Annotated in this window: 26 protein-coding genes; 12 read left to right on the top strand and 14 right to left on the bottom strand. The window is 60.1% G+C overall.

Annotation, left to right across the window (positions count from 1 at the left end):
• Positions 1-94: 94 nt before the first annotated feature.
• The gene (locus NDI87_RS01360) at positions 95-1,096 is read right to left on the bottom strand and encodes an ABC transporter substrate-binding protein (protein ID WP_296273021.1); all 1,002 of its coding nucleotides are present in this window, start codon (positions 1,094-1,096) and stop codon (positions 95-97) included.
• Between the two features lie 143 nt (positions 1,097-1,239).
• A complete protein-coding gene (locus tag NDI87_RS01355) occupies positions 1,240-1,788 on the bottom strand; it encodes a helix-turn-helix domain-containing protein (RefSeq protein WP_296273000.1) in 549 nt (182 codons plus the stop codon).
• Positions 1,789-2,246: 458 nt separating this feature from the next.
• Here NDI87_RS01355 and hisD point away from each other — a divergent pair, with 458 nt between their 5' ends.
• The gene (gene hisD, locus NDI87_RS01350) at positions 2,247-3,521 is read left to right on the top strand and encodes a histidinol dehydrogenase (RefSeq protein WP_296272999.1); all 1,275 of its coding nucleotides are present in this window, start codon (positions 2,247-2,249) and stop codon (positions 3,519-3,521) included.
• A gap of 118 nt (positions 3,522-3,639) precedes the next feature.
• On the opposite strand, the gene NDI87_RS01345 is transcribed toward hisD, so the two are convergent.
• The 4 genes from NDI87_RS01345 to NDI87_RS01330 all read right to left on the bottom strand — a co-directional run bounded on the left by NDI87_RS01345 (position 3,640) and on the right by NDI87_RS01330 (position 7,868).
• A complete protein-coding gene (locus NDI87_RS01345) occupies positions 3,640-5,118 on the bottom strand; it encodes a tripartite tricarboxylate transporter permease (RefSeq protein ID WP_296273020.1) in 1,479 nt (492 codons plus the stop codon).
• 74 nt (positions 5,119-5,192) lie between these two features.
• Complete coding sequence (locus NDI87_RS01340) at positions 5,193-5,660, bottom strand: tripartite tricarboxylate transporter TctB family protein (RefSeq protein ID WP_296272998.1); 468 nt, start codon at positions 5,658-5,660, stop codon at positions 5,193-5,195.
• Between the two features lie 110 nt (positions 5,661-5,770).
• On the bottom strand, positions 5,771-6,760 hold the full coding sequence (locus tag NDI87_RS01335) for a tripartite tricarboxylate transporter substrate-binding protein (RefSeq protein ID WP_296272997.1): 990 nt from the start codon (positions 6,758-6,760) through the stop codon (positions 5,771-5,773).
• 82 nt (positions 6,761-6,842) lie between these two features.
• On the bottom strand, positions 6,843-7,868 hold the full coding sequence (locus tag NDI87_RS01330; RefSeq protein WP_296272996.1) for a 4-hydroxythreonine-4-phosphate dehydrogenase PdxA: 1,026 nt from the start codon (positions 7,866-7,868) through the stop codon (positions 6,843-6,845).
• Positions 7,869-7,995: 127 nt separating this feature from the next.
• Between NDI87_RS01330 and NDI87_RS01325 the strand changes: the two genes are divergently transcribed.
• Entirely contained in the window at positions 7,996-8,706 is a 711-nt protein-coding gene (locus tag NDI87_RS01325) for a GntR family transcriptional regulator (protein ID WP_296272995.1), read from the top strand.
• A gap of 85 nt (positions 8,707-8,791) precedes the next feature.
• The gene (locus NDI87_RS01320) at positions 8,792-10,177 is read left to right on the top strand and encodes a homoserine dehydrogenase (RefSeq protein WP_296272994.1); all 1,386 of its coding nucleotides are present in this window, start codon (positions 8,792-8,794) and stop codon (positions 10,175-10,177) included.
• 334 nt (positions 10,178-10,511) lie between these two features.
• Here the strand turns inward: NDI87_RS01320 and NDI87_RS01315 are convergent, their stop codons facing one another.
• Together NDI87_RS01315 and NDI87_RS17460 are read right to left on the bottom strand one after the other, a co-directional pair.
• Positions 10,512-11,168: an EamA family transporter gene (locus NDI87_RS01315; RefSeq protein WP_366028122.1), complete on the bottom strand. Its 657-nt coding sequence runs from the start codon at positions 11,166-11,168 to the stop codon at positions 10,512-10,514.
• On the bottom strand, positions 11,144-11,365 hold the full coding sequence (locus tag NDI87_RS17460) for a hypothetical protein (RefSeq protein ID WP_366028120.1): 222 nt from the start codon (positions 11,363-11,365) through the stop codon (positions 11,144-11,146). Before NDI87_RS17460 ends, NDI87_RS01315 begins: the two co-directional genes overlap by 25 nt.
• Positions 11,366-11,495: 130 nt before the next feature.
• Between NDI87_RS17460 and NDI87_RS01310 the strand changes: the two genes are divergently transcribed.
• The 4 genes from NDI87_RS01310 to gap all read left to right on the top strand — a co-directional run bounded on the left by NDI87_RS01310 (position 11,496) and on the right by gap (position 16,314).
• Entirely contained in the window at positions 11,496-12,506 is a 1,011-nt protein-coding gene (locus tag NDI87_RS01310) for an XdhC/CoxI family protein (protein ID WP_296272993.1), read from the top strand.
• The gene (locus tag NDI87_RS01305) at positions 12,503-13,039 is read left to right on the top strand and encodes an NTP transferase domain-containing protein (protein WP_296272992.1); all 537 of its coding nucleotides are present in this window, start codon (positions 12,503-12,505) and stop codon (positions 13,037-13,039) included. The genes NDI87_RS01310 and NDI87_RS01305 overlap by 4 nt, the downstream gene beginning before the upstream one ends.
• Before the next feature lie 176 nt (positions 13,040-13,215).
• Positions 13,216-15,276: a transketolase gene (gene tkt, locus NDI87_RS01300; protein WP_296272991.1), complete on the top strand. Its 2,061-nt coding sequence runs from the start codon at positions 13,216-13,218 to the stop codon at positions 15,274-15,276.
• A 39-nt stretch (positions 15,277-15,315) separates the two neighbouring features.
• Positions 15,316-16,314 (top strand): type I glyceraldehyde-3-phosphate dehydrogenase, encoded by a 999-nt coding sequence (gene gap / locus NDI87_RS01295; protein WP_296272990.1) that lies wholly within the window; start codon positions 15,316-15,318, stop codon positions 16,312-16,314.
• Positions 16,315-16,398: 84 nt separating this feature from the next.
• Here gap and NDI87_RS01290 read toward each other — a convergent pair whose 3' ends face one another.
• From NDI87_RS01290 to NDI87_RS01275, 4 genes are read right to left on the bottom strand one after another with little or no spacing between them, the layout of a single operon-like run.
• A complete protein-coding gene (locus NDI87_RS01290; protein ID WP_296272989.1) occupies positions 16,399-17,157 on the bottom strand; it encodes an amino acid ABC transporter ATP-binding protein in 759 nt (252 codons plus the stop codon).
• A gap of 3 nt (positions 17,158-17,160) precedes the next feature.
• Positions 17,161-17,805, bottom strand: coding sequence for an amino acid ABC transporter permease (locus NDI87_RS01285; RefSeq protein WP_296272988.1), 645 nt, complete (start codon positions 17,803-17,805; stop codon positions 17,161-17,163).
• A gap of 11 nt (positions 17,806-17,816) precedes the next feature.
• Positions 17,817-18,479 carry an amino acid ABC transporter permease gene (locus NDI87_RS01280; protein WP_296272987.1) on the bottom strand — a complete coding sequence of 221 codons (663 nt, stop codon included), beginning with the start codon at positions 18,477-18,479 and terminating at the stop codon, positions 17,817-17,819.
• 51 nt (positions 18,480-18,530) lie between these two features.
• The gene (locus NDI87_RS01275; RefSeq protein WP_296272986.1) at positions 18,531-19,328 is read right to left on the bottom strand and encodes a transporter substrate-binding domain-containing protein; all 798 of its coding nucleotides are present in this window, start codon (positions 19,326-19,328) and stop codon (positions 18,531-18,533) included.
• Positions 19,329-19,548: 220 nt separating this feature from the next.
• Here NDI87_RS01275 and NDI87_RS01270 point away from each other — a divergent pair, with 220 nt between their 5' ends.
• From NDI87_RS01270 to NDI87_RS01255, 4 genes are read left to right on the top strand one after another with little or no spacing between them, the layout of a single operon-like run.
• On the top strand, positions 19,549-20,400 hold the full coding sequence (locus NDI87_RS01270) for a MurR/RpiR family transcriptional regulator (protein ID WP_296272985.1): 852 nt from the start codon (positions 19,549-19,551) through the stop codon (positions 20,398-20,400).
• Positions 20,401-20,413: 13 nt separating this feature from the next.
• Positions 20,414-21,646: a diaminopropionate ammonia-lyase gene (locus tag NDI87_RS01265; RefSeq protein ID WP_296272984.1), complete on the top strand. Its 1,233-nt coding sequence runs from the start codon at positions 20,414-20,416 to the stop codon at positions 21,644-21,646.
• Positions 21,643-22,878, top strand: a complete 1,236-nt coding sequence (locus NDI87_RS01260) for a Zn-dependent hydrolase (protein WP_296272983.1) — start codon at positions 21,643-21,645, stop codon at positions 22,876-22,878. The genes NDI87_RS01265 and NDI87_RS01260 overlap by 4 nt, the downstream gene beginning before the upstream one ends.
• Before the next feature lie 31 nt (positions 22,879-22,909).
• Positions 22,910-23,875, top strand: a complete 966-nt coding sequence (locus NDI87_RS01255) for an N-carbamoyl-D-amino-acid hydrolase (RefSeq protein ID WP_296272982.1) — start codon at positions 22,910-22,912, stop codon at positions 23,873-23,875.
• Between the two features lie 173 nt (positions 23,876-24,048).
• Here NDI87_RS01255 and NDI87_RS01250 read toward each other — a convergent pair whose 3' ends face one another.
• Together NDI87_RS01250 and NDI87_RS01245 are read right to left on the bottom strand one after the other, a co-directional pair.
• Positions 24,049-24,237 (bottom strand): hypothetical protein, encoded by a 189-nt coding sequence (locus NDI87_RS01250; protein WP_296272981.1) that lies wholly within the window; start codon positions 24,235-24,237, stop codon positions 24,049-24,051.
• A 27-nt stretch (positions 24,238-24,264) separates the two neighbouring features.
• Entirely contained in the window at positions 24,265-24,450 is a 186-nt protein-coding gene (locus NDI87_RS01245; protein ID WP_296272980.1) for a hypothetical protein, read from the bottom strand.
• Between the two features lie 118 nt (positions 24,451-24,568).
• On the opposite strand from NDI87_RS01245, the gene NDI87_RS01240 reads away from it, so the two are divergent.
• A partial coding sequence (locus tag NDI87_RS01240) for a LysR family transcriptional regulator (RefSeq protein WP_296272979.1) occupies positions 24,569-24,799 on the top strand: 231 nt, incomplete at its 3' end.

The following is a 24,799-nucleotide window of genomic DNA, read 5'->3' as shown; positions in this document are numbered from 1 at the left end:
ACCGGCAAGACTTTGCTCACCCCAACATTTTTCTCAAGCGTCGGAGAATACGTGCCTGGCCTGTTCTTTGGAGCCCGCACCCAGAGTTCAACGATTATTGCGCTGACCAAGCAGCAAAGCGTTTTTCCAACGCCTCGCCCTGATCTGCCCAAAATCTGGTATCAAATTGCAGGGCATCCTTGGAATTTGCTGGAGATGTTGGCAGATCAGCCAAGATCTTAGGCGTCAGTTTAGCCAGCGCTTTGTTGTTTACAGGTCCATAGGCAATTTGTCGAGCAAATTCTGCCTGTGCGTCAGGCGAGCTTGCAAAGGCGATGAATTTGTAAGCATTGTCCAAATTGCGCGTACCCTTGGTGATTGTCCAGACATCGAGATCGTAGATACCACCGGTCCAGGAAACTTTCAAGTTCTTTCCCTCACGCTGCGCTGCATCAATTCGGCCATTAAAGGCAACAGACAACACCACATCACCGGCTACCAGGATTTGCGCTGGTTGTGCACCTGTTTCCCACCACTGGATATTGGGGCGCAGCTCAGTTAGCTTCTTGAATGCCCGGTCAGCTCCCCCCTTGGTCGAAAGAACTTTATAGACGTCCGTGGATTTAACGCCATCTGCCATAAGTGCAAATTCAAGGTTGTAACGTGCACCCTTTCGCATACCTCGTTTTCCGGCGAATTTTTTGGTGTCCCAAAATTCTGCCCAATTTTTTGGCCCAACTTTAACTTTATCGGCGTTGTAGGCCATGATGGTTGACCATACAAACACCCCCACGCCACATTCGTAGACTGCTGCGGGTTGAAAGTCCGCCTTATTACCAATTTTGCTCCAATCAATTTTTTCAAACAGGCCTTCATCGCACCCCCGCGCAACATCGGCCGTCTCAACCTCCACCACATCCCAAGTCACAGATTTGGCTTCGACCATGGCCTTGACCTTGGCCTGCTCACCGTTGTATTCAACCGGAATGATCTTGATGCCTGTGTTCTTTTCAAAGGGCTCGAAGAAGGCCCTTTTCTCGGCCGCTCCAACGGCACCACCAAACTCAACGACGGTCAGTTGTTGTTGTGCTTGCACAGGAAATACAGAGAGCACCATAGTGGTGGTGATCGCTGCGAAGATTGGGGTGAATTTCTTCATGAATACTCCTTTTTGGTTACAGACAGTGTTGAGAAACTTATGTGCTTATGGAAAAAGTGAAACTTGTATTCAGGAAATTCGATTCGAGCTGTGTCGCAGCATTAAAACGTTGGCGGAGTGACTGCGCTGATGATTTCAGCTTTGGTTTTGCCCACGTTGCGAAATCGATGAGGCATCTGACTGTCAAAATAATAACCTTGCCCTGCTACCAGCACCTGTTTGGCTTTGCCAACGGTAAGTTCCACTTGACCACTGAGTACAAAGCCAGCTTCTTGTGCCGTATGCGCAATCGGGGCGCCGCTATCACCATCCAACTCATAGGTCTCGCGCAACATCAGGATTTGACGATTTGGGTGGTTCATCCCAATCATCCGGTACGAAACCGATTCAACGTCACCAATCTCAATCAAATCATCTTCGTTATAAAACGGTGAATAGGGAATGGATTGCTGGATATCATTAAAAAAGCCTACAAGAGTAGTACCAAGCGCATCCAACATAGCTGAAAGCGTGTCAATACTGGGACTCGTTCTGTCACGCTCAATCAACGATATGGTGGCATGAGAAATACCCGAACGTTCGGCAAGCTCACGAACGGTGAGTTTGCGACGATTGCGAAGATCTTTCAAATGCGGTCCGATTCTTGGCATTTTTTTCTCTATTTGGTTGGTGAGTTAAGAAACATTTGGGCATCACCCTAATTGCATGACCACCCGCTTCAATTGCACCGACCTTGATGGTGCAAATTGTGGGACCACCAAACTGCTTGTGCGGTGGGTGGTAAATATATTAACCAAGATCTATCCTGGGTTAACCCTTGGTAATTATTGTTGATGCGTCTCATCCAATTTTTGTGCATTCGCATCAAAAAGTACGCCCCTTCGGGTGGAAATCAGCACATCAGCCTTCAAGGGTTCCGCTTCATTTTCCGAACTCGCACACCTCTTGAAATTGAAGCAAGGCCAGTTCAATCTTGGACAGATTTCTAAACAGCATCCGTCAACCCACTAGCGATGTTCAATCGGCATTCATACACTTGCCACGAGGTCAATCGGCGTACAGATCACTCACATCAACAGCGCGAAAGCGCCACAACGTAGGTACTTCCATGAAATCACTTATATCCAAACTCGAATTCATCAAGGCTCCAACCCCCATTCAGAATAAGGAACTTGGGGAGATTGAGTTTGTAGTGCGTGGCATCATCGACGCCGTACGCGAGCGAGGTGATGAGGGCGTTCGCGAATACTCGAAAAAATTCGATCATTACGAAGGACAAGCGCTGGAAGTTTCCATGCAGGAGCGAGAAGCCGCTGTCGCGTCGCTAGACCCCCAAACACGCAAGGACACCGAATTTGCCATTGCAAATGTCAAGGCGTTCGCCGAGGCACAGTTGGCGACCATGCTCCCACTGGACGTTGAACAATTGAAGGGCGTCCATCTGGGCCATCGAATTATTCCGATTGAGCGAATTGGGGCTTATGTGCCAGGTGGGCGCTATCCCATTTTGTCGGCACCGGTCATGACCCTGGTGCCTGCCAAAGTTGCGGGTTGTGAGGAAGTCATTGCTTGCCTGCCTCCAAACGCGCATCAGGCGATGATTGCTGGTTGCCACCTGTCAGGCGCAGATCGAATCTTTCGTGTCGGTGGCGCCCAGGCCATCGCAGCCATGGCCTTCGGCACCAAGACCATTCCGGCAGTCGACAAGATTGTTGGCCCTGGCAATGCCTATGTGAACGAGGCAAAGAGACAGGTTTTTGGTCAGGTCGGCATTGACCAGTTGGCTGGACCGAGTGAGATTTATGTGGTCGCAGACGATACAGCCGATCCACATATGATCGCCACCGACATGCTTGCTCAGGCAGAGCATGACATTCACACCCGCGTTGGTTTGATCACCACGAGTCGCAGAGTGGCTGAAGAGACTCGCATTCAGATCGAAACTCAACTCAAGACACTCTCCACCGCCAATGTGGCAGCGTTGGCCTGGAACGATTTTGGTGAAATTGCATTGGCCCCTGACGAAGAGAGCATGCTTGCGTATTCTGACTATATTGCTGCTGAGCATCTTCAGGTGCACACGCGTGATTCCATGGCTACAGCAAAGAAGTTACGTAACTATGGTTCCATCTTCATTGGCCAGCGTGCCAGCGTCGTGTACTCTGACAAGTGTTGCGGCACGAATCACACCTTACCAACCATGCGGGCAGGTCGGTACACCGGCGGCCTGTGGGTCGGATCTTTTGTTAAGGTGTGTACACATCAATGGATGGATCAGGAAGGCGTTGAAGCGGTCGCTCCACCGGCCATCCGCCAAAGCGCGACGGAAGGTATGGAAGGTCATCGGCGCGCCGCTGCGCTGCGAATCGAATCCCCTGTGTAAAAGTCATCACGATTCTTTGTTCTGTTAACCAACCAGCTTCCCAAAATGAACCGGATTGAATCACCACGGGCTTCTTGGACCACCTGCTGCTTAACGTCCGTGAAAGATTTCCGGAATTTCAAATCGTTTTGCGTAGACTGCCGGTGAGCCTGCCGATCAATGGCCACAGCAGCAAGAGCAAGGCGAGTGTCATGATCACTGCGACCAGCGTTGAGTTTGTCCAGAAGATCGTCAGCGACCCCTTGGAGAAAATCATCGACTGGCGGAAGGCGTCCTCGGTCTTGTCTCCGAGCACCATCGCCAGAACCATGGGTGCGATGGGGTAGTCGAGCTTCTTGAGCAGGTAGCCGACGATGCCGAAACCCAGTGCCAGCCAGAGATCGAGGCGCGCACCGCTGATCTGGTAGGCGCCGATGAAACACACGACGACGATCATCGGGCCGATGATCGAAAACGGGATTCTCAGGATGGCGGCAAACAGCGGCACGGTGGCGAGCACCAGGATCACGGCCATCACATTGCCCAGATACATGCTGGCAATGGTGCTCCAGACAAAATCCGGGCGTTCGATAAACAACATCGGTCCGGGCGTCAGGCCCCAGATCATCAAGCCGCCCATCATGACTGCTGCGGTCGCCGATCCGGGAATACCGAGCGCCAGCATCGGCAAGATGGCGCAGGTGCCGGCGGAGTGGTCTGCCGTTTCCGGCGCGATGACGCCGGCCGGTTCGCCCTTGCCGAAACCGCTCTTGTTGCGCGCGAATCGTTTGGCCAGACCATAACTCATGAACGACGCGGCGGTCGGCCCGCCTGGCGTGATGCCCATCCAGCAGCCAATCAGTGCGCTGCGCAGCAGCGTGACCCAGTATTTCGGCAGCGAGAGGATCGCCTGAAAGACATCGCGGATTTTGATGCGGGCGTGGATGCCGTTGAAGTGCAGGCCTTCTTCCATCGTCTGCAACAGTTCACCGAGGCCAAACAGACCGATCACAGCGACCAAAAAACTGACTCCCTTGATCAGTTCGGTGATGCCGAACGTCAGCCGCATGTTGCCGGACATGCCATCCATGCCGATGGTGGCAAAGGCAAAACCGAGCATCATCGAGACCACCGCCTTGAACGGCGAGCCGCCTCCCATGCCGATAAAACTGCAGAAGGTCAGCAAATACACCGCGAAAAACTCGGGGGAGCTGAATTTCAGCGCGAACTGGGTGACCCAGCCGGACAAGATGGTGATGACGGTCACGCCAAAGAGGGCGCCGATACCGGCGGATATGAACGCGAGGGTCAGCGCCTTGGTTGCAAACCCCTGTTGTGCCATCGGGTAGCCGTCGAAAGTCGTCGCGACTGACGAGGGCTCGCCCGGAATATTGAACAGGATCGACGTGGTCGAGCCGCCGAACAGGGCGCCCCAGTACATGCTGGTGAGCAGGATGATGGCGGATATCGGATCCATGGTGAAGGTGAGCGGGATCAGCAGCGATACGCCGTTCGGTGCCCCCAGCCCCGGCAGGACGCCGACCAGAATTCCCAGCAGCACGCCAACCGCCATCAGTCCAAGATGGTAGGCGGAGAATACGATGCCGAAGCCGTCCATCAGGTTGCCAAAATTCGCCAATGTGTTTCTCCTGAATTTCGCTGTCGTGAAAAATCGTTTTTGTCGAGCCAGGTTCAGTGAATGTTCAGCAGGGCTTCAATCGGCCCTTTGAGCAGGGGAACCTGAAACCATTTTTCAAAAACCACGTAAAAAATCACAATCGTGCTCAGACACACGGCGAGCGCCTTGCCGATCCGGTAACCCCCCTGGATCGTCATGACACCGAACAGATAGAGGGCCAGGCCGACATAAAGTCCAAGCACCATCGACACCGCGACGAAACCGAGCATGGGCAGAAAAAAAGTCAATATCCGATGGCCTTGCTCCCGTGTCAGAAAAACTTGCTTGCGGCGACGTTGCTCGATCACGACCTCAATCAGCACAGCGCAACTGGCGAGGACAATGAGCAGGCCGATATAAAAGGGGAAGTAGCCCGGTTGTGGTCCGGCATCGCCCCAGCCGGTTCCGATTTCGAGCGATCCGTAGCTAACGATGGCACCGGCCAGGGCAGCAGTACAGGCCACCGCAATTTCCAGCGTCAAACGAGTCATCAAGGTCCCGGATGGGTTACGCATACGACACACTCCACAATCATTAAACAACGGGGCAGGCATGGCCTGCCCCGAACAGCACCGGGACGCCGGTCACGGCTTTATTGAACGATCCACTTCTCGCGTTTGAAGACTTCGGTCGCTTTTTCGGCGTCCTGCTTGGTGTAGGCGCGCAATTCGTCGCCGGTCATGAAGCGATCGCTTTGCGAGGTGCGCTCGATGTACGTTTTCCACTCAGGCGTTTCGCTCACTTTTTTGAGCATCGTCGTGTAGTAGGACATCACATCGGGCGACACCTTGGCCGCCAGCCAGACGGTGCGCGGCATCTGATAGTTGGCGATCGGCACGCCCGAGTCTTTGCACAGCGGAATGTCGGACCAGGCCATGTCCTTGGTGACCTTGGGGCCGGCGGCCATGCGTTGCGAACTGAAAACGCAGAGCGGTCGGATCATGCCGGCTTTCCACTGGCCGATGTTTTCATTCGGGTTGTTGAGGTTGGCGTCAATGTGCCCGCCTGCCAGTTGAACTGCCGCTTCGCCGCCGCTCTTGAACGGGATGTAGGTGAACTTGGCGCCGGTCGCTTCACTGATCATGCTGGCCAACGTCTGGTCGGTGTCTTTGGACTGTGAGCCGCCCATTTTCAGCCCCTCGGGCTTCTTGGCCGCATCGATAAAACTCTTGACGTCTTTGTAGGGCGACTCGGCGTTGACCCAGATCAGGAACTCGTCGAGTGCCAGTGCCGTGACCGGGACCAGGCTGTCGGCCGTGTACCCCATCTTGGCAACGAGCGGCAGCAGGTACTCGTTGTTGGTGCCGAAGGTCAGCTTGTACGGATCATCGGCGCTGGCCGACCCATAAACAAAGCCCTCGCTGCCGGCACCACCGCCTTTGTTGACGACAACAATCGGCGCGTTCATCAGCTTGTACTTGACGATGATCGACTGGATCGTTCGGGCAAAAATGTCGGTTCCGCCACCAGCCCCGGAAGCGACGACAAACTCAACTGGTTTTTCCGGTACCCAGGCCGCGCTGGCAGCTGTTGCATACATAGCACTTGCCAGCAGCGTGGTGATTAACTTGGTATTTAACATGGTGTAAGCCTTTCTGTGGTGTTGAGGAACGGTGGAGAAAACTCTTTTAAACACTAATTTGTTGCTGATTGACCCAGCCGTGTCAGCCTGCCTTTTTCAGGGCCATGCGCGCGGCCAGGAGAACTGCCTCGCGGCTTGCGCCGATATTGGCGATGCCGCGCCCGGCGATGTCGTACGCGGTGCCATGCGCCGGTGTGCAGACCGGGAACGGCAGGCCGCCCATCAAGGTCACGCCGCGATCAAAGCCCATCAGCTTCATGGCGATTTGTCCTTGATCGTGGTACATGGTCAGCACCGCGTCAAAAGCACCATTTTTGGCACGAACAAATACCGTGTCCGCCGGGTACGGTCCGGAGACATTGAAGCCGCGCTCAATACCTTTTTGCACGGCCGGCTCGATCACGTTAATTTCTTCCTTGCCGAAATTGCCACCATCGCCAGCATGCGGATTGAGCGCCGCGATCGCAATGCGCGGATTGTCAAAACCCGCGTTGCGCAGGGTGCGGTCGGTCAGTGCCAACTCGCTGAGGATGCCCTCGGCAGTGATTGCCGAGGCGACTTCGGAGAGCGGGATGTGGGAGGTGACCCGTGCATTCCACAGATTCTCCAGAATGTTGAACTCGCGCGCGTGGCCCGAAAACCCGATCACCTCGGAGATGAAACGTATTTCGTCGTCATAGCCGGGATAGACATAGCGCATGGCTTTCTTGTTGAACGGCGTAAAACAAACCGCGTCAGCCTTGCCGTCGTGCGCCATGGTGAGCGCGCGCCGGAAATTCTTGAGCGCAAAGGCGCCGCCCACGGCAGTGGCTTCACCGCGCTTGACATCCAGCGGGGAAAGATGCCCCAGGTCGACAAAGACCGGGCCGTTTGTTGCGCCAAATTCAGAATCGGGCGCCACGTAGCTGATGTCAAGCGCCACGCCGGCAATCTTCGCGCCTTCCTCAAGGATGCGCCGGTCGCCGAAAACGACGATATTGGCTGCCGCCCGAATTTCGTCTAGGCACAGCAGTTTGGCGGTCAATTCCGCGCCCACCCCCGCAGGATCGCCCATGGCGAGGGCAATGGTGGGACGTGTGGCGCTAGCGGCAAATGGATTGGCCGACATTTCAGTCTCCTCTGTAATTTTTTTGATGATGCTACCGAAGAAGTATTCTTGTCAACAATTAAATGTAGTATTCTGCATACTGAATGCAAAATTCAAATATATAGTTTTGCTTGAATGAGAGGGATTGATGGCGATGAATCTTGAGCCGAATACGTTGGGCGACACGGACCTTGTCCCCCATCCCGCGTCCGAAGTGGTGCGCATCGAGCGCCCGACTTTGCATAACGTGGTGGTGTCGCGCCTGCGTGACATGATCATTGAGGGGCAATTGCCTACGGGCGTGCGTATCCACGAAGGCCGGGTTGGTGAACAACTCGGCGTCTCGCGCACGCCACTGCGCGAAGCGCTGAAGGTGCTGGCCAACGAAGGTCTGGTTGAGTTGATTCCCAACCGTGGCGCGACGGTGCGCAAACTGACCGCCAAAGAAGTCAGGGACATGCTTGATGTGCTTGCTACTCTGGAAGAACTGGCCGGATCATTGACTTGCCAGAATGCCTCTGATACTGATATCCAGGAGGTTCGGCGACTGCATGACGAGATGTTGCAGTTTTACGCGGCACGTGATCGACTGCCGTATTTCAAGCGCAACCAGCAAATTCACTCGGCGCTGATCTCGCTTTCGGGCAATGAATCGCTGGCCATGGTGCACGACATGCTGCAGTCGCGCATGAAGCAAATTCGCTACCTGGGTCACAGGACCGAAGATCAGTGGGCGGCTGCGGTGGCGGACCATGAGGACATGATCGGCGCGCTCGAGGCGCGTGACGGCCCACGTTTGTCGTCAGCGATGGCTAATCACCTCGCGCGAACCTGGGACCGCATCAAGACCGCAATCTAAAAACTGCTTCCGCGACGACCTCGCTGGTGACCAGGTAATTTACGTATTGAGTCGCCACGAACACTAACTTGGTACTGGAAACGACATGAACCATCTGGATTACTACGCCAGCGCACAACGGCCGGTTGAAACCTGTGTGTTGGGCAGCGGGGGCTTTGGCCGCAGCTTTCTGGCACAAGGCATGCGCGTCCCGTTGATGCGGGCCCGCATTGCGGTAGATCTTGATGCCAAGATCGCCGCAGCGGCATTTGCTGCGCTGGGTGTGCCGGCTGCTGACGTTGCGCTTTGCTTTACTGCGGAAGAAGCACGTCGGGCCTGGGACCAGGGCAAGTACGTTGCGGCCGATGATCTTGCCACAGTGGTCGGTTTGCCGATTGATGTGGTTGTCGAAGCGACAGGAAACCCCGAGGCGGGCGCGCGGCACGGCCGCCTCGCCATCGAAGCCGGGCACCACCTCGTCCTGGTCTCGAAGGAGGTGGACAGTGTCGTCGGTCCCTATCTCGCACACCTCGCCCGGCAGCACGGCAAGGTGGTCACCCCCGTCGACGGGGACCAGCCGAGCCTGCTGATCGGACTGATCACCTGGGCGCAACTGCTGGGCTTCGACATCATTGCGGCCGGCAAATCCAGTGAATACGATTTTGTCTATGACCAGGCCACGGGCAGCATGACAAGCAATGGCAAGACGGTCTCGATTCCCGGTTTTGCGCCGCACTGGGCCTTGGGTACGCGCCCGGCAATAGAAGTTGCCCAGGCGCGGGCGCAGGCCTGTGCAGAGTTGCCGCAACGTTGCGTACCGGATCTGTGCGAACTGCTCGTCGTCGCCAATGCCACCGGATTCATGCCGGATCACCCCGATTTGCATGCACCGATCGCGCGTGTTTCCGAAGTGCCGAGCTTCCTGGGGGCGACGGCAGAGGGCGGGCTCTTGACTGGCGGGCGGGTGCTGGACGTTTTCCACTGCCTGCGCCGACCCGACGAAGCGAGCTTTGCCGGCGGTGTGTTCGTTATTGTCCGCTGCGAGGATCGCGTGACCTGGGATCTGCTGGCCGCCAAAGGCCATGTCGTTTCCCGCGACGGCGCGCGCGCGATGGTTTATTTGCCGCGTCACCTGCTCGGGCTTGAGGCGGCGACCAGCGTGCTCGATGCGGCTATTCACGGTCGTTCGAGCGGTGCGCAGGCACCGTTCCCGCGCTTGGATCTTGTCGCCCGTGCGACGCAGAACCTGTCGGCCGGGACCGTCATGGCCATGGGCGGCCACCATCACACCATGGAGGGAACGGTAGGCGAACTGCATCCGGCCCAACCGCTTGGCAGCGGCAATCCGGTGCCGTTTTACCTTGCTGCCAGTCGGCAACTCGTGCGCAACGTCGCAGCGGGCGCACTGATCACGTTCGACGACATCGAGATTGACCCTGGCTCCTCATTACTTGCGCTGCGGCGCCAGCAGGACGAATGTTTCTTGGGTTAATCCATGGCAAGTCTGGTCGCACCATGACGCTGGCCATCTTGATGCCCCAGTGCCCGGACTGAACACCAAGGATGCCCTCACCGCAATGCCAGGTGATAACAACGCAGCACGAGCGATGATAGTTTCAAGGGCGCGTTGCGAAGCGCGGCAGGAAGCCATGGCGGTGAATTCAGCGCAAAGCGGGCAGCCCATCGGGTAAAGGGCCTCAGCCAGCGGGTCTTTGCAACAAAATGTTGGTTGTCCATGTCGTTAACAAGCAGATTGCCCGTCCTCCAAATTGGGCTATTGTTAACGGTCGCCGATGACCTTGCTGAGAATGAGTCAACCCGCCGCGTCAGTGGCTGTGCCGGTGATGGATGTCAGGGTAATGCGGATGACTGTGTCGTATCACCGGGTGCTGGTGCAGGTGGCTGTGCTGGCCGACACCGCGCCATTCAAATGCATGCGTGTGCTGGTGGTGCGCATCGTGGCTGTGCAGATGGTCATGCGCCATGGGTTCGTGGACATGATCGTGCCCATGTTGTTCGGTCAAATGGAGCCAGACCCCCAGTCCCATCAGCAAGGCGGCCACCCAGAAGGCCGGTGACGTCGTTTCTGAAAAGACAAACAAGGCCACGGCCGCACCCATGAATGGCGCCGTCGAGAAGTAAGCGCCCGTGCGCGCGGTCCCCAAGCCGCGCAGTGCCAGCACAAAACACACCAGACTGACGCCATAACCGATCAGCCCCAGCCCCAGCGTTGACATCAAGGTCAGGAGCTTGGGTAATGTTGCCCCCAGACTGAAGGCGAGCAGGGTGTTGACCGTGCCGGCAATGAGGCCTTTGGCGCTGGCAATAAAGAGGGCGTCGGAGGCGGATACCTTGCGCGTCAGGTTGTTGTCGATGGCCCAGCACAGGCAGGCGATACCGACAAGGACAGGGCCGGCAAAACCTGTCGCCGAGTCAGCGCCTGATGGCCATGCCAGCGTCACCCCGCCGGCAACGATGGCCACTCCGCCCGGGAGAGTCCGGATGGATTGAAGCCACGGTCCCGGATGAGGCGAGCCACAGCCAAACCCAGCCCGCTCCCCAGGTACAGCAGGCCCGCCAGCATGACCGGCGGCAGCTCTCCGGTGAGGCGCTTGGCCAAGGGCGTGCTGGCACCAAAAAGGGCGGCTGCGGCTAGCGCATAAAAAACGTTTCGATTCATCGCATGACTGGGAAAATGAGACTTCTGGCTTGACCAGGTGCTTCAAAAAATGGCAATGCGGCTATTATGCGCACGGACCATGCGCGGCCCGCTACCATTCGTGTGGCTTCATTCATGAAGAGGTGGTGTTTTGGAAAGTCCTGATCTCCGCGTGTTGTCTGACGCCCTGGCTTGGCGCCGCAGTGGTCACGCGGTCATGCTGTTCACCGTGGTTCAAACCTGGGGCAGTGCGCCGCGGCCGCCGGGCGCGCTGCTGGCGGTGCGCGACGATGGCGTGGTAAGCGGCTCGGTGTCGGGCGGCTGCGTCGAAGACGATCTGATCGCCCGCACCAGGGCCAGCTTCAAAGCGGCCGGTGGGGCTGCGACTGCCCTGGATAAACCCGCCATGATCGCCTATGGTGTCAGCCAGGAAGAGGCCGCCCGTTTTGGCCTGCCCTGCGGCGGTACCCTGCGTCTGGTGCAGGAGCCTTTGCTCGACACCGGCTGGGTGACGCAGCTGCTGGCGCACACCGCTGAGCACCATCTGGTGATGCGCACGCTGACGCTGGCGACCGGCGCCGTGGTGCTCTCAGGCGCCGAGCGCGGGCAGGCGATGCAGTTTGACGGCAGCACCCTGAGCACGGTGTTTGGCCCCAGCTGGCGCCTGTTGCTGATTGGCGCAGGCCAGTTGTCGCAGGCGGTCGCGCAAATGGCCGCCATGCTCGACTTCGAGGTGCTGGTCTGCGATCCACGGGAAGAATATGCCGCGACATTCGTGTCCAGCATGCCGGGCATCCGGCGACTCGAAGGCATGCCCGACGATGTGGTGCGCGAGCTGCAGCCCGATGCCCACACCGCCATCGTGGCCCTGACGCACGACCCCAAACTCGATGACATGGCCTTGATGGAGGCGCTCAGGTCCGGCGCTTTTTATGTCGGGGCGCTGGGCTCCAGGCGCAACCAGGCCACGCGCAAGCAGCGCCTGGCCCAGCACTTTGACTTGACGGGGCCGGAACTGGCGCGGCTGCATGGGCCGGTGGGTCTGGCGCTGGGCGGCAGGACGCCGGCCGAGATCGCTGTGAGCATCGTGGCCGAGCTGGTGCAGGTCAAACATGCGTTGACGTGGCCGCTTGCCTCTGCAACAACGGGCGTATTGTCGTGAATGCACCCACCGTGCTGGTGCTGGTGCTGGCGTCCGGGCGCGGCACCCGCTTTACCGCCTCGGGCGGTCAGGGCAACAAACTGCAGGCGCCCTTGGGTAGCAGGACGGTGCTGCAGCACACGCTGGCTGCGGTGCAGGCCAGTGGCCTGGCCTGTCATCTGGAGCACAGCGGTCAGCCCGGCGTGGGCGACTCGATCGCCGCCGCGGTGCGCGCCACCGGTGCCGCCGCGGGCTGGCTGATCCTGCCGGGCGATTTGCCGCTGGTTCAAAGTGACACCCTGCGCGCGGTGGCAGAGGCTTTGCGTCAGCATCCTGTGGTGGTTCCGGTGTACCGGGGGCAGCGCGGCCATCCGGTCGGTTTTGCCGGCGTCTGCGGTCCGGCGCTGCAGGCCTTGCACGGCGCTGCCGGTGCCGCCTCGGTGGTGGCGGCTTATGGCGCGTTCGAGCTGCCCATTGACGACATAGGCTGCGTCACCGACATTGACACCGTCGCTGCACTGCAGGCGGCGGCGCGACTGCTGTCGCCGCCCTGAACCATGCCGGCAAAGCCCTGATGGCATGGCTACAAACCTGTGCCGGTCCGGGCGTGCGTTTCTCGCTATGGTCATGTTGACTACAATGCCCACCTGGCGCGCGCCCATGGAACTGCAAACGATCCTGGCTCAGATAGGCGTCTTCTTATCGTTCAAATTGTTCAAGGCATTTCTCCATGGCTGAAACCATTCAAAACCCTCCAGCAACCACCAGCACGCCTGTCGCCAGCCACGCCGACATGGCCAACGCCATCCGTGCCCTGAGCATGGACGCGGTGCAGGCCGCCAACTCGGGCCACCCCGGCGCGCCCATGGGCATGGCCGACATGGCGGTGGCCTTGTGGGGCAGCCACCTCAAGCACAACCCGGCCAACCCCAAGTGGCTCGACCGCGACCGTTTTGTGCTTTCCAACGGCCACAGCTCGATGCTGTTGTATTCGGTGCTGCACCTCACGGGTTACAAGCTGCCCATCAAGGAGCTGAAAAACTTCCGCCAGCTTCACAGCAAGACTCCGGGCCACCCTGAAGTGGACGTGACCCCCGGTGTCGAAACCACCACCGGCCCGCTGGGCCAGGGCATCACCAACGCGGTCGGCATGGCGCTGGCTGAAAAGCTGCTGGCCCAGGAATTCAACCGCGATGGACTGGACGTGGTGAATCACCACACCTACGCCTTCATGGGTGACGGCTGCCTGATGGAAGGCATCAGCCACGAAGCCTGCGCGCTGGCCGGCGCCTGGAAGCTCAACAAGCTGATTGCGCTGTACGACGACAACGGCATCTCGATCGACGGCCAGGTGGCGCCGTGGTTCATCGACAAAACGGCGCAACGCTTTGCCGCTTATGGCTGGAACGTGCTCGGCCCCATCAGCGGGCACGATGCCGAGCTGGTGGCGGACACCATTGCCGAGGCCAAAAAATCTGCCGACAAGCCGACGCTGATCATCTGCAAGACCGCCATCGGCCAGGGTAGCCCGAACCGCGCCAACACCTCCAAGGCGCATGGCGAACCCCTGGGCTTGGAGGAAATCAAGCTCACCCGCGAAGCCATCGGCTGGCCGCATGCCCCGTTCGTGATTCCCAAGGACATCTACGCCGCCTGGGACGCCAAAGCCGCAGGCAGCGCCTTTGAATCAGCCTGGAATGACAAGTTCGCCGCCTACAAGGCTGCCCACCCGGCACTGGCCAAAGAGCTGGTGCGCCGCATGAAGGGCGAGCTGCCCAAGAACTTTTCCCAGGTGGCGGTGGACACTGCGGTGGCGGCCCACACCAAGGCCGAGACCGTGGCCAGCCGCAAGGCCAGCCAGCTCGCGCTGGAAGCCTTCACCGCCGCGCTGCCCGAAATGTTGGGTGGCTCGGCCGATTTGACCGGCTCCAACCTGACCAACACCAAAAGCACGCCCAGCCTGCGCTTTGATGCACTCACCGGTGCCAGCAACGGTGGCCGCCACATCAACTATGGCGTGCGCGAATTCGGCATGGCCGCCATCATGAACGGTGTCGCGCTGCACGGCGGTTTCATCCCCTACGGCGGCACCTTCCTGACCTTCAGCGACTACAGCCGCAACGCCATCCGCATGGCCGCGCTCATGAAGCTGCGCGTGGTGCATGTGTTCACCCACGACAGCATTGGCCTGGGCGAGGACGGCCCGACGCACCAGTCCATCGAGCATGCGGCCAGCTTGCGCCTGATCCCGAACCTGGACGTCTGGCGTCCCGGTGACACCGCTGAAACTGCGGTGGCCTGGGCCGTGGCCCTGCAAAACAAGACCAAGCCGACCGCCTTGCTGCTCTCGCGCCAGAACATCCACTACGCCCCCAAGGCCAGCCTGGGCGACATCAGCAAGGGCGCCTACGTGCTGGCTGAACCGACCGAGGTGGGCCTGAAGAAAAAAGCGCAGGCGGTCATCATCGCCACCGGCTCCGAGGTGCCTTTGGCGCTCAAGGCGCAAGAACTGCTTGCCGAGCGGAAAATTGCCGTGCGCGTGGTGTCCATGCCGAGCACCACCACGTTTGACCAGCAGGATGCGGCCTACAAGTCGGCGCTGTTGCCTGCCGGCGTGCCGCGCATTGCGGTGGAAATGGGCGTCAGCGGCGGCTGGTGGCAATACGCTTGCGCGGCCGTGGTTGGCATGGACAGCTTTGGCGAGTCGGCACCGGCGCCGGTGCTGTTCAAGCACTTCGGCTTCACGCCCGAGAATGTGGCAGACACGGTGCAAAAAGTGCTGCGCAAGTAAGCTTTTCGGACATCGATTTTTTAACTTCTGGAGAACCCTATGACGATCAAGATTGGTATCAACGGCTTTGGCCGCATCGGCCGTAATGTGCTGCGCTCGGCCCTGCAAAATTTCAGCGACATTGAAGTGGTTGCCATCAACGACCTGCTGGAACCCAGCTACCTGGCCTACATGCTGCAGTACGACAGCGTGCATGGCCGCTTCAAGGGCGACGTGTCGGTTGACGGCAACACGCTGGTGGTCAACGGCAAGAAAATTCGCCTGACGCAAGAAAAAGACCCCGTCAACCTGAAATGGAACGAAGTCGGTGCCGACATCGTGATCGAAGCCACCGGGATTTTCCTGGACAAGGCCGGTGGCGAAAAGCACCTGGCTGCTGGCGCCAAGAAAGTCATTTTCTCGGCACCTTCCAAAGACGACACCCCGATGTTTGTCTTTGGCGTGAACGACAAGACCTACGCCGGCCAGGCCATCATCAGCAATGCCAGCTGCACCACCAACTGCCTGGCGCCGCTGGCCAAGGTGATTCATGACAAGTTCGGCATCAAACGCGGTTTGATGACCACCGTGCATGCCGCCACCGCCACGCAAAAAACCGTCGACGGCCCGTCCAACAAAGACTGGCGCGGTGGTCGCGGTATTCTGGAAAACATCATCCCCTCCAGTACCGGCGCCGCCAAGGCCGTGGGCGTGGTGATTCCTGAGCTCAACAAGAAACTCACCGGCATGTCGTTCCGCGTGCCGACCTCTGACGTGTCAGTGGTTGACCTGACGGTGGAACTCAACACCAGCGCCACCATGGCTGAAATCTGCGCCGAGATCAAGGCCCAGTCCGAAGGTGCCATGAAAGGCGTGCTGGGCTACACCGACGAGAAAGTGGTGGCCACCGACTTCCGCGGCGAGACCCGCACTTCCGTGTTTGATGCCGATGCGTCCATTGCCCTGGACGGCACCTTCGTCAAATTGGTGAGCTGGTACGACAACGAGTGGGGTTACTCCAACAAGTGCCTGGAAATGGTGCGCGTGGTCGCCAAGTAAGCCCAAGCGGTTTCAAACCAAAAAAGCGCCCAACCGGGCGCTTTTTTGTTGGCCCCAATAATTTTTGGGATGCACGGTACAGAATCACTCGCGCAAAGCCGACAGGAACTGCTGCAGTTCAGGCGTTTGGGGACGGTTGAATATTTCATCGGGCGTACCCGCTTCGTGGATCAGACCCTGGTGCATGAAGACCACGCGGTCACTCACCTTGCGGGCAAAGGCCATCTCATGCGTGACCAGAATCAGCGTCATGCCCTCATTGGCCAGCATCTCCACCACCTGCAATACTTCACCCACCAGTTCCGGGTCCAGGGCCGAGGTGATCTCATCGCACAACAGCACGGTCGGTGCCATGGCCAGCGCGCGGGCAATGGCCACACGCTGCTGCTGCCCGCCCGATAGCTGTTCGGGCATGCGGTCAAACAGGCTGCCCAATCCCACGCGGTCCAGCAGTGCCTGGGCGCGTGCACGGGCGTCTTCCTTGGGCAAATCCTTGACCAGGGTCGGGGCCAGCATCACGTTGCGCCCTGCACTCAGGTGCGGAAACAGGTTGAAACTTTGAAAAATCATGCCCACTTGCTGGCGCAACTCGCGCATGGCATTGGCATCGGTGTGTTGCAGGGCCTGGCCGTCCACGGCCAGACTGCCGCGCTCAAAGGTTTCCAGCCCGTTGATGCAGCGCAGCAGCGTGCTCTTGCCCGAGCCGCTTTTGCCGATGATGCAAACCACTTCCTTGCGTCCGACCTGCAGGTCTATGCCCTTGAGCACTTCGGTGGGGCCAAAACTCTTGTGCAGGCCGCGAATGTCAACCAGCGCAAACGGGGGGGTAGAGGATGGGGTCATAAATCAGGCCAGACGGCGGTTTTCAAGTCGCTGGCTCCACCACGACAGCGGGTAGCACAGCACAAAGTACAAAAGGCCAACGAAGGTATAGGCCAGAAACGGTTGGTAGGTGGCGTTGGAGATCATTTGCCCGGCTTTGGTCAATTCGACAAAACCAATGACCGAGGCCAGCGCCGTGCCCTTGATGATCTGCACCAGAAAACCCACCGTGGGCGCAACGCCCAAGCGCAAGGCCTGGGGCAGGATCACATGACGCATCTGTTGTGTGAAGTTCATTGCCAGGCTGGTTGAGGCTTCCCACTGGCCTTTGGGGATGGCGTTCACACAGCCGCGCCAGATTTCGGTCAGGTAGGCGCTGGCATAGAGCGTGAGGCAGATGGCGGCCGACACCAGCGGTGAGGTGTCCATGCCCAGCAGCGCCAGGCCGAAGTACACCAGAAAGAGCTGCATCAGCAGCGGTGTGCCCTGAAAGATCTGCACGTACCAGGCCACCGCCGTGGCCGCGCCGCGCAGCTTGGTAAAACGCAGCATGAGCAGGCCCATGCCCACCAGGCCACCGCCGATGAAAGCAATCAGTGACAGTGCCGCCGTCCAGCGCAGGGCGCCCAGCAAGAAGGTGAAAATGTCCCAGAGTGAAAATTGAACCATGGCGGTGCCCGTTAGCGGCTGACAAAAATGAAGCGCGGTCCGACCCAGTACAACAACTGCCGCAGCGCAATCGCCAACAGCAGGTAGATGACGGTCACGATGATGTAGGACTCAAAACTGCGGAAGGTGCGGCTCGAAATCAAATTGGCCGCCTGTGACAATTCTTCCGCCGAGATCTGGCCACAGACCGCCGAGCCCAGCATGACGATGATGATCTGGCTCACGAGCGCCGGCCAGATGCGTGCCAGTGCCGGTGGCAGCACCACGCGCGAGAAAATTTGCCACGGTGTCAGCGCCAGGCTCATGGCCGCTTCGAGCTGGCCCCTGGGTGTGGATTGCAAGCCGGCGCGTACGATCTCACAGGCATAGGCCCCCAGGTTAAACACCATGGCCAGTACGCTCGCCACCTCCACCGACAAGCGCAGACCCAGCGACGGCAGGCCAAAGAAAATGAAGAACAGTTGGATGATGAAGGGTGTGTTGCGCATCAGTTCCACATAACCGCCCACCACATGTTTCAAGATCGGGCTGCCATGCAGCCGCGCCCAGGCACACGCGGTACCCAACAAGGCCCCCAGCACGGCCGAAACAACAGTGAGCGCCACCGTCAGGCCCAGCCCACGCAAAAGCATGGGCCACTGGGCCAGCACCACGGCAAAGTCAAATTCAATCATGGCAATTCAGGTGGGCGGTACGAGCGATGGGGTGAGGAAGGGGATGCGTGCTTAGTCCGGCAGCACGCCGGTGCCGCGGCCCAGCCATTTTTGCGCGTACTGCTCCAGCGTGCCGTCGGCCTTGGCGGCGCGCAGAATCTCGTTTACCCTGGTCAGCAGCGCGGTTTCACCCTTGCGTACGCCGATGAAGTTGGGTGAGTCTTTCAGCAGCAGCTTGTATTCGGCCTGCACCTGGGGGTTCTTTTGCACGGCAGCTGCCGCCACGGCAGCGCCGGTGGCCAGCAGTTGGGTCTGTTGCGAGATGAAGGCGGCCACGGTGGTGGAGTCGTCTTCAAAGCGCTGGATCTTCAGCGTCGGCGGGGCCACCTTTTGCAGCACATCGTCCTGAATGGTGCCGCGGGTCACGGCAATGCTCTTGCCCGCCAGGTCGTCAAAGCTCTTGATATTGAGTGCCTTGGGACCGAACACGGCCTGGAAGAACGGTGCGTAGGCCACGGTGAAGTCAATCACCTTTTCGCGCTCGGGGTTCTTGCCCAGCGCCGAGACGATCAGGTCAATCTTCTTGGTCTGCAGGTAGGGAATGCGGTTGGGCGTGCTCACCGGCACCAGTTCGGCTTTCACGCCCAGCTTGTCGGCGATCAACTGCGCCGTGGCCACATCCACGCCGGTGAGTTTGAAATCGGGGCCCATGTAGCCATAGGGCGGAAAGTCGGAGGCCACGCCCAGGGCAATCGACTTCTTGGCCAGCACGGCGGAAAGTGATTCATCCGCCGCGTGGGCCGGCGTTGCCAGGGTCAAAACGGCGCTGGCAAGCAAACCAGCCAGGGTGGAGAGCGATTTGAATTTCATGGAGGGTTCCTGTAAAAAAGAATGGGACACGCCAAACCTTGCGCAAGATGTGTGCCACCTATTCCGCCTGGCATTGCCCTTGCAAGCAGATGGTGGACAATATGAAATATTCGTTTCTTCGCATTAAATATATGAAACATATGTTTCTCAATGGTGCATGTGCCCTGTTTTGGGGATGCCGGCACCAAAACCTGTCAGCCACCCTGCCATGACCATGACCATGACCACGACCATCTCCCTGCGCGAGCGCATTCAGGCCCAATACGAGGCCCTGTCGCTGGCTGACCGCAAGTTGGCCGACGTGGTGCTGGCTCATGAACAAGACCTGCTGGCCTACAGCGCCACCGAGCTGGCAGCGCTGGCCGGTGTCTCCAAGGCCAGCACGGCACGCTTTTTCAAGCGGGTCGGGTTTGCCGACTTTCAGGCCTTTCGCCAGCACCAGCGCAAGGGCGTGCCCGCGCCCTCGCCGTTGTACCGCATGGCGCAGCAGGGCACGCGTGGCAGTCCGCTGCAACAGCATATTGCGCAAGACGCGCAGCAGTTGCAGGCGCTGGCCGACAGCGTGACCGACCAGGGCGTGCAGCAGGCGGCCAGGCTGCTGGCAGGTGCGCGGCGTGTCTGGGTGGTGGGCTATCGCAATGGTTACATGGCCGCGTCTTATGCGCGGGCCTTGCTGTCCCAGGTGCGGGCCGAGGTCCACTTGCTGAACGAAGGTGCGGGTGAAGATGCCGAGCTGCTGGCTGAAATCAAGCCGCATGACGTGCTGCTGGCGATGGACTTTCGCCGTCGCACCCGCCGCCTGTCCCAAGTGGTGGGTATTGCCTGCGATGCTGGTGCCGAGCTGGTGCTGCTGAGCGACGCCCGTGTGTCGGCGCTGGCGGCGCGGGCCCAGGCCCTGTTCATCTGCCCGCCGCAGGACGAGCCGATTTTTGACTCCTACGTGAGCGCCATCAGCCTCATCAACTACCTGGCCACCGCCACATTGGCCCATCTACCCAAAAAAGCCCGCGCCCGCATGGCTGCCATCGAGCAGGTCCATGCCCAACTGGCCGACCTTGAATCTTCTCCTTGAACCAGGCACTCCCATGAAACATTTACCCCAATACCCGTTCACGCTGCTGACCAATCTCCGCTTCCAGGCCGCCGAGCCCTACGGCGTGCACCGCGGCACCCTGCTCAGTGATGCCGCGCTGGCGCAGGCCCGGGCCGTCATTACCTCCTGGCCCGGTTATGCCGTGACGCCCTTGTGTGCCTTGCCCGGGCTGGCCCGCGCTGCAGGCGTGGCCAGCATCCACTACAAGGACGAAGGCTCGCGTTTCGGCCTGGGCAGCTTCAAGGCGCTGGGCGGCGCCTATGCCGTGGCGCGCCTGCTGTGCCGCGAACTGGGGCAGCGCCTGGACCGCAACGTGAGTCACACCGACCTGCAGAACGATCCCGCACTGCGCCAGGCCTGTGCCGACATCACGGTCACCTGCGCCACCGACGGCAACCATGGCCGCTCGGTGGCCTGGGGCGCGCAGATGCTGGGCTGCCGCTGCGTCATCTACATCCATGCCAGCGTCAGCGAGGGGCGCAAGGAAGCCATTGCCCGCTACGGCGCGCAGGTGGTGCGCACCGACGGCAATTACGACGACGCGGTGCAGCAGGCCGACCGCGATGCAAACGCCAATGGCTGGTTTGTGATCTCCGACACCTCTTACCCCGGCTACATGGACATTCCGCGCGACGTGATGCAGGGCTACCAGCTCATGGTGCATGAGGCCGTCAGCGCCCTGCCGCAGTGGCCCACGCATGTGTTTGTGCAAGCCGGGGTGGGCGGCTTTGCGGCGGCGGTGTGCGCTTATTTCTGGGAACGTAATGCCGAGCAGCGCCCGGTGTTTGTGGTGGTGGAGCCCGAGCGCGCCGACTGCCTGCTGCAAAGTGCGCGCGCCGGTGCGGTGGTGGCGGTCAAGGGTGATCTGGACACGCTAATGGCCGGCCTGGCGTGCGGTGAGGTGTCGCTACTGGCCTGGGACGTTCTTGCCACCGGCGCCAACGCCTTTTGCACCATCCCCGATGCGGCTGCTGTCGATGCCATGCGCCTGCTGGCCAGCCCGCAGGGTGGTGATCCGGTCATTGTGGCGGGCGAGTCCGCCGTGGCGGGCCTGGCGGCGGCCCTGCTCATCGCGCAAGACAGCACCGCACGTGCATCGTTAGGTCTGGGCCCGGACAGCCGCGCGCTGCTGTTCGGTAGCGAGGGCGATACCGACCCCGCGCTGTACCAGCAACTGGTGGGCCGCAGCGCCGCCCAGGTGCTACAGGATGGAGCGCCGGCATGAGCGCCCCGCAAATCAACGGCCAGCGCCTGCTGGCCAGCCTGCAGGCGTTGGGCCGGATCGGCGCGCTGCCCGGTGGTGGCGTCAACCGCCTGGCCCTGACCGATGCCGACGCCCAAGGCCGCGACTGGACGGTGGCACGCATGCGCGAACTGGGTATGCACGTGGAAGTGGATGCCATTGGCAACATCATCGGCACCTTCCCCGGCACCGAAGACCTGCCCCCGGTGATGATGGGCTCGCACATCGACACCGTGCGCACCGGCGGCCTGTACGACGGCAATTACGGCGTGCTGGCCGGCTTGGAAGTGGTGGCCACGTTGCGCGAGGCCGGACTCAAGACCCGCCGCCCCTTGGCCGTGGCCGTGTTCACCAACGAAGAAGGCGCGCGTTTCCAGCCCGACATGATGGGCAGCCTGGTCTATGTGGGCGGCCTGCCGCTGCAGGATGCACTGGCCACCTGTGATGTGGATGGCGCATCGGTGCAGGCCGAACTGGAGCGCATCGGCTACCGGGGCACCGCTGCCGTGGGCGCGCCGGTGGTGGACAGCTATGTGGAACTGCACATCGAACAGGGCCCGGTGCTGGAGCAAATGGACTTGCAGATTGGCGTGGTCGAAGGCGTGCAAGGCATCTCGTGGACCGAGTTCACCGTGGAAGGCCAGTCCAATCACGCCGGTACCACGCCCATGGCCCTGCGCCACGACGCTGCACTGGTGGCCGCCCAGGTTGCGGTGTTTGTGCGCGACCTCAGCAAGCGCATGGGCGGACGGCAACTGGCCACTGTGGGTGCCGTGCGGCTCAGCCCGAATCTGGTTAACGTCATCGCTCAAAAAGCCGTGTTCACCGTGGATCTGCGCAACACCGACAGCGCCGCACTGGTGCAGGCCGAAAGTGATCTGCACGCCTATGCGCAGCAAGCAGCGCAGGCCGAGGGCGTGCGCATCAGTTCCCGCGCACTGGCCCGCTTTGAGCCGGTCGCCTTTGACCCCAAGGTGGTGAACCTGGTGGAGCAACACGCGCAGGCCCTGGGCTGCAGCCACCAGCGCATGCCCAGCGGCGCCGGGCACGACGCGCAAATGCTGGCCCGTGTCTGCCCCAGCGCCATGATCTTTGTGCCCAGCGTTGGCGGCCTCAGCCACAACGTGCGCGAACACACCGAACCTGCCGACCTGCTGCGCGGCGCGCAGGTGCTGCTGCAAGTGGTGCTGGCGCTGGCCAACCGCCCTTCCTGACTTTTACCCTTAACTTCTAATTTTCACTTCTATGCCACGCTACCTCAACGTCGCCCTCGGCCAACTCGGCCCCATCCAACGCGCAGACTCCCGCACCCAGGTGGTGGCGCGCCTGTGCGACCTCATGCACCAGGCCCACGCCGTGGGCGCGCAGCTCATTGTCTTTCCCGAACTGGCGCTGACTACCTTCTTCCCGCGCTGGTACATCGAGGACGAGGCCGAGGTCAACAGTTTTTTTGAGCGCTCCATGCCCAACACCGCCACACAGCCGCTGTTCGACCTGGGGCGCAAGCTGGGCGTGGGCTTTTACCTGGGCTACGCCGAACTGGCGCAAGAGGCCGGTGCCGAGGTGCGCTACAACACCTCCATCATGGTGGACCGCAGCGGCCAGATCGTGGCCAAATACCGCAAGGTGCACCTGCCCGGCCACCGGGAGCATGAACCCTGGCGGCGCTTCCAGCATCTGGAGAAACGCTACTTCACCCCCGGCTCCGGCTGGGGTGTGACGCAGGCTTTTGGCGGGGTGATGGGCATGGCCCTATGCAACGACCGGCGCTGGGCCGAGACTTACCGCGTGATGGGCCTGCAAGGTGTCGAGATGGTGCTGATCGGCTACAACACCCCGGTGCACAACGCACCCGCGCCGGCGCATGACGACCTGTCGCTGTTCCATAACCAGTTGTCCATGCAGGCCGGTGCTTATCAGAACGGCACCTGGGTGGTGGGCGTGGCCAAGGCCGGGATGGAAGAGGGCGTGGACAGCATCGGCGGCAGTTGCATCGTGGCCCCGTCCGGCGAAGTGGTGGCGCGCTGCCTGACCAAGGGCGACGAGATGGCCATTGCCCGTTGCGACCTGGACTTTTGTTCCGTGTACAAGCGCACCACCTTCGACTTCGACCTGCACCGCCAGCCGCACGCCTACGGCCTGATCACCGAGCGCAAGGGAGAGACGCTGGCGGCGGATGGTTCCCCCCTGCGTGTATTGTCTCAGGCCTGATGTCTGGAACTGGCGCTGGAGTCACCCCAGTCCGAAGTTGATTTGGCAAAGCGCATTGATCGGCGGGGAATTTTCTCAAATCTGCAAACGAAACGGTAGCCGACCTTGTGGTTGGTCGGATGTTGCCCTTTGGCATGGCTGGCTGCCGCCGCATTGCGGTGAACCCGGGGCGATCAGCTTTTTCGGGGACTGCTGAACAAGGCCGTCGTGGCCAACCAGAGAAAGCTTGCGCCAACCACCACGGCCACCCCGCCTGCCACGATACCTGACGGGTTGTTGCTCAGGAACAGGAAGTTACCCAACCCGATCAGCAGTGACAGGATGCCGACCACAAAATTCACCAGGCTAAAAAAGGTTTTCATGCAAGCGCCCCCACAGTGAAGCTGAACTTAATAAACGGCCTTGGTGCGAGCGCTGACTGGCGCGCTGTGTTTGTCCAGTTTGTGCTGGGTCAGGCCCTTGAGCCACTGCGCACTTTTTTTGTAGACGGCTGCAAGAAAGTCAGCCATAGCCTGGGCACGCAATTCCTTTGCGAGACGAATGTTGGCTTCGATGTCGATGTAACTGTATTCCATGATGTGGGATCCTTTGGCTAAATAAATGCCCCTCTTGAGGACACGGTGCTACGATAGCTTTGGTGTTGCAATGCAGCAAACGATCAATTCTCATGCAACACATGACATAAACTCATCCATGCCTTACCGCTTGCCCCCTTTGAATGCGCTGCGTGCCTTTGAAGCAGCGGCGCGCCACCTCAGTTTCAAAAATGCAGCGCTGGAGTTGTCGGTCACGCCGACCGCGGTCAGCCACCAGATCACGCTGCTGGAGACGTCGCTGGGCTGGCCCCTGTGTGACCGCTTGACACGCGCGCTGGCGCTCACGCCTCAGGGCGCGGCCATGCTGCCCAAGGTGCGCGAGGGGCTC

The sequence above is a fragment of the Rhodoferax sp. genome, assembly GCF_023701345.1.
GTDB lineage: Bacteria > Pseudomonadota > Gammaproteobacteria > Burkholderiales > Burkholderiaceae_C > Rhodoferax.
Note: the sequence above shows the minus strand (reverse complement) of the source record. Positions and strands in the feature narration are given on the sequence as shown.

What these genes read in the sequence shown, in the direction of transcription:
- NDI87_RS01345 (WP_296273020.1), bottom strand. Translation starts at nt 5,118, where the DNA reads ATGGACGGCTTCGGCATCGTATTCTCCGCCTACCATCTTGGACTGATG.
- NDI87_RS01285 (WP_296272988.1), bottom strand. Translation starts at nt 17,805, where the DNA reads ATGGTTCAATTTTCACTCTGGGACATTTTCACCTTCTTGCTGGGCGCC.
- NDI87_RS01250 (WP_296272981.1), bottom strand. Translation starts at nt 24,237, where the DNA reads ATGAAAACCTTTTTTAGCCTGGTGAATTTTGTGGTCGGCATCCTGTCA.
- NDI87_RS01245 (WP_296272980.1), bottom strand. Translation starts at nt 24,450, where the DNA reads ATGGAATACAGTTACATCGACATCGAAGCCAACATTCGTCTCGCAAAG.
- NDI87_RS01360 (WP_296273021.1), bottom strand. Translation starts at nt 1,096, where the DNA reads ATGGTGCTCTCTGTATTTCCTGTGCAAGCACAACAACAACTGACCGTC.
- NDI87_RS01290 (WP_296272989.1), bottom strand. Translation starts at nt 17,157, where the DNA reads ATGACCCCATCCTCTACCCCCCCGTTTGCGCTGGTTGACATTCGCGGC.
- NDI87_RS01255 (WP_296272982.1), top strand. Translation starts at nt 22,910, where the DNA reads ATGCCACGCTACCTCAACGTCGCCCTCGGCCAACTCGGCCCCATCCAA.
- tkt (WP_296272991.1), top strand. Translation starts at nt 13,216, where the DNA reads ATGGCTGAAACCATTCAAAACCCTCCAGCAACCACCAGCACGCCTGTC.
- gap (WP_296272990.1), top strand. Translation starts at nt 15,316, where the DNA reads ATGACGATCAAGATTGGTATCAACGGCTTTGGCCGCATCGGCCGTAAT.
- NDI87_RS01320 (WP_296272994.1), top strand. Translation starts at nt 8,792, where the DNA reads ATGAACCATCTGGATTACTACGCCAGCGCACAACGGCCGGTTGAAACC.
- NDI87_RS01280 (WP_296272987.1), bottom strand. Translation starts at nt 18,479, where the DNA reads ATGATTGAATTTGACTTTGCCGTGGTGCTGGCCCAGTGGCCCATGCTT.
- hisD (WP_296272999.1), top strand. Translation starts at nt 2,247, where the DNA reads ATGAAATCACTTATATCCAAACTCGAATTCATCAAGGCTCCAACCCCC.
- NDI87_RS01265 (WP_296272984.1), top strand. Translation starts at nt 20,414, where the DNA reads ATGAAACATTTACCCCAATACCCGTTCACGCTGCTGACCAATCTCCGC.
- NDI87_RS01355 (WP_296273000.1), bottom strand. Translation starts at nt 1,788, where the DNA reads ATGCCAAGAATCGGACCGCATTTGAAAGATCTTCGCAATCGTCGCAAA.
- NDI87_RS01330 (WP_296272996.1), bottom strand. Translation starts at nt 7,868, where the DNA reads ATGTCGGCCAATCCATTTGCCGCTAGCGCCACACGTCCCACCATTGCC.
- NDI87_RS01270 (WP_296272985.1), top strand. Translation starts at nt 19,549, where the DNA reads ATGACCACGACCATCTCCCTGCGCGAGCGCATTCAGGCCCAATACGAG.
- NDI87_RS01275 (WP_296272986.1), bottom strand. Translation starts at nt 19,328, where the DNA reads ATGAAATTCAAATCGCTCTCCACCCTGGCTGGTTTGCTTGCCAGCGCC.
- NDI87_RS01325 (WP_296272995.1), top strand. Translation starts at nt 7,996, where the DNA reads ATGGCGATGAATCTTGAGCCGAATACGTTGGGCGACACGGACCTTGTC.
- NDI87_RS01335 (WP_296272997.1), bottom strand. Translation starts at nt 6,760, where the DNA reads ATGTTAAATACCAAGTTAATCACCACGCTGCTGGCAAGTGCTATGTAT.
- NDI87_RS01260 (WP_296272983.1), top strand. Translation starts at nt 21,643, where the DNA reads ATGAGCGCCCCGCAAATCAACGGCCAGCGCCTGCTGGCCAGCCTGCAG.
- NDI87_RS17460 (WP_366028120.1), bottom strand. Translation starts at nt 11,365, where the DNA reads ATGAATCGAAACGTTTTTTATGCGCTAGCCGCAGCCGCCCTTTTTGGT.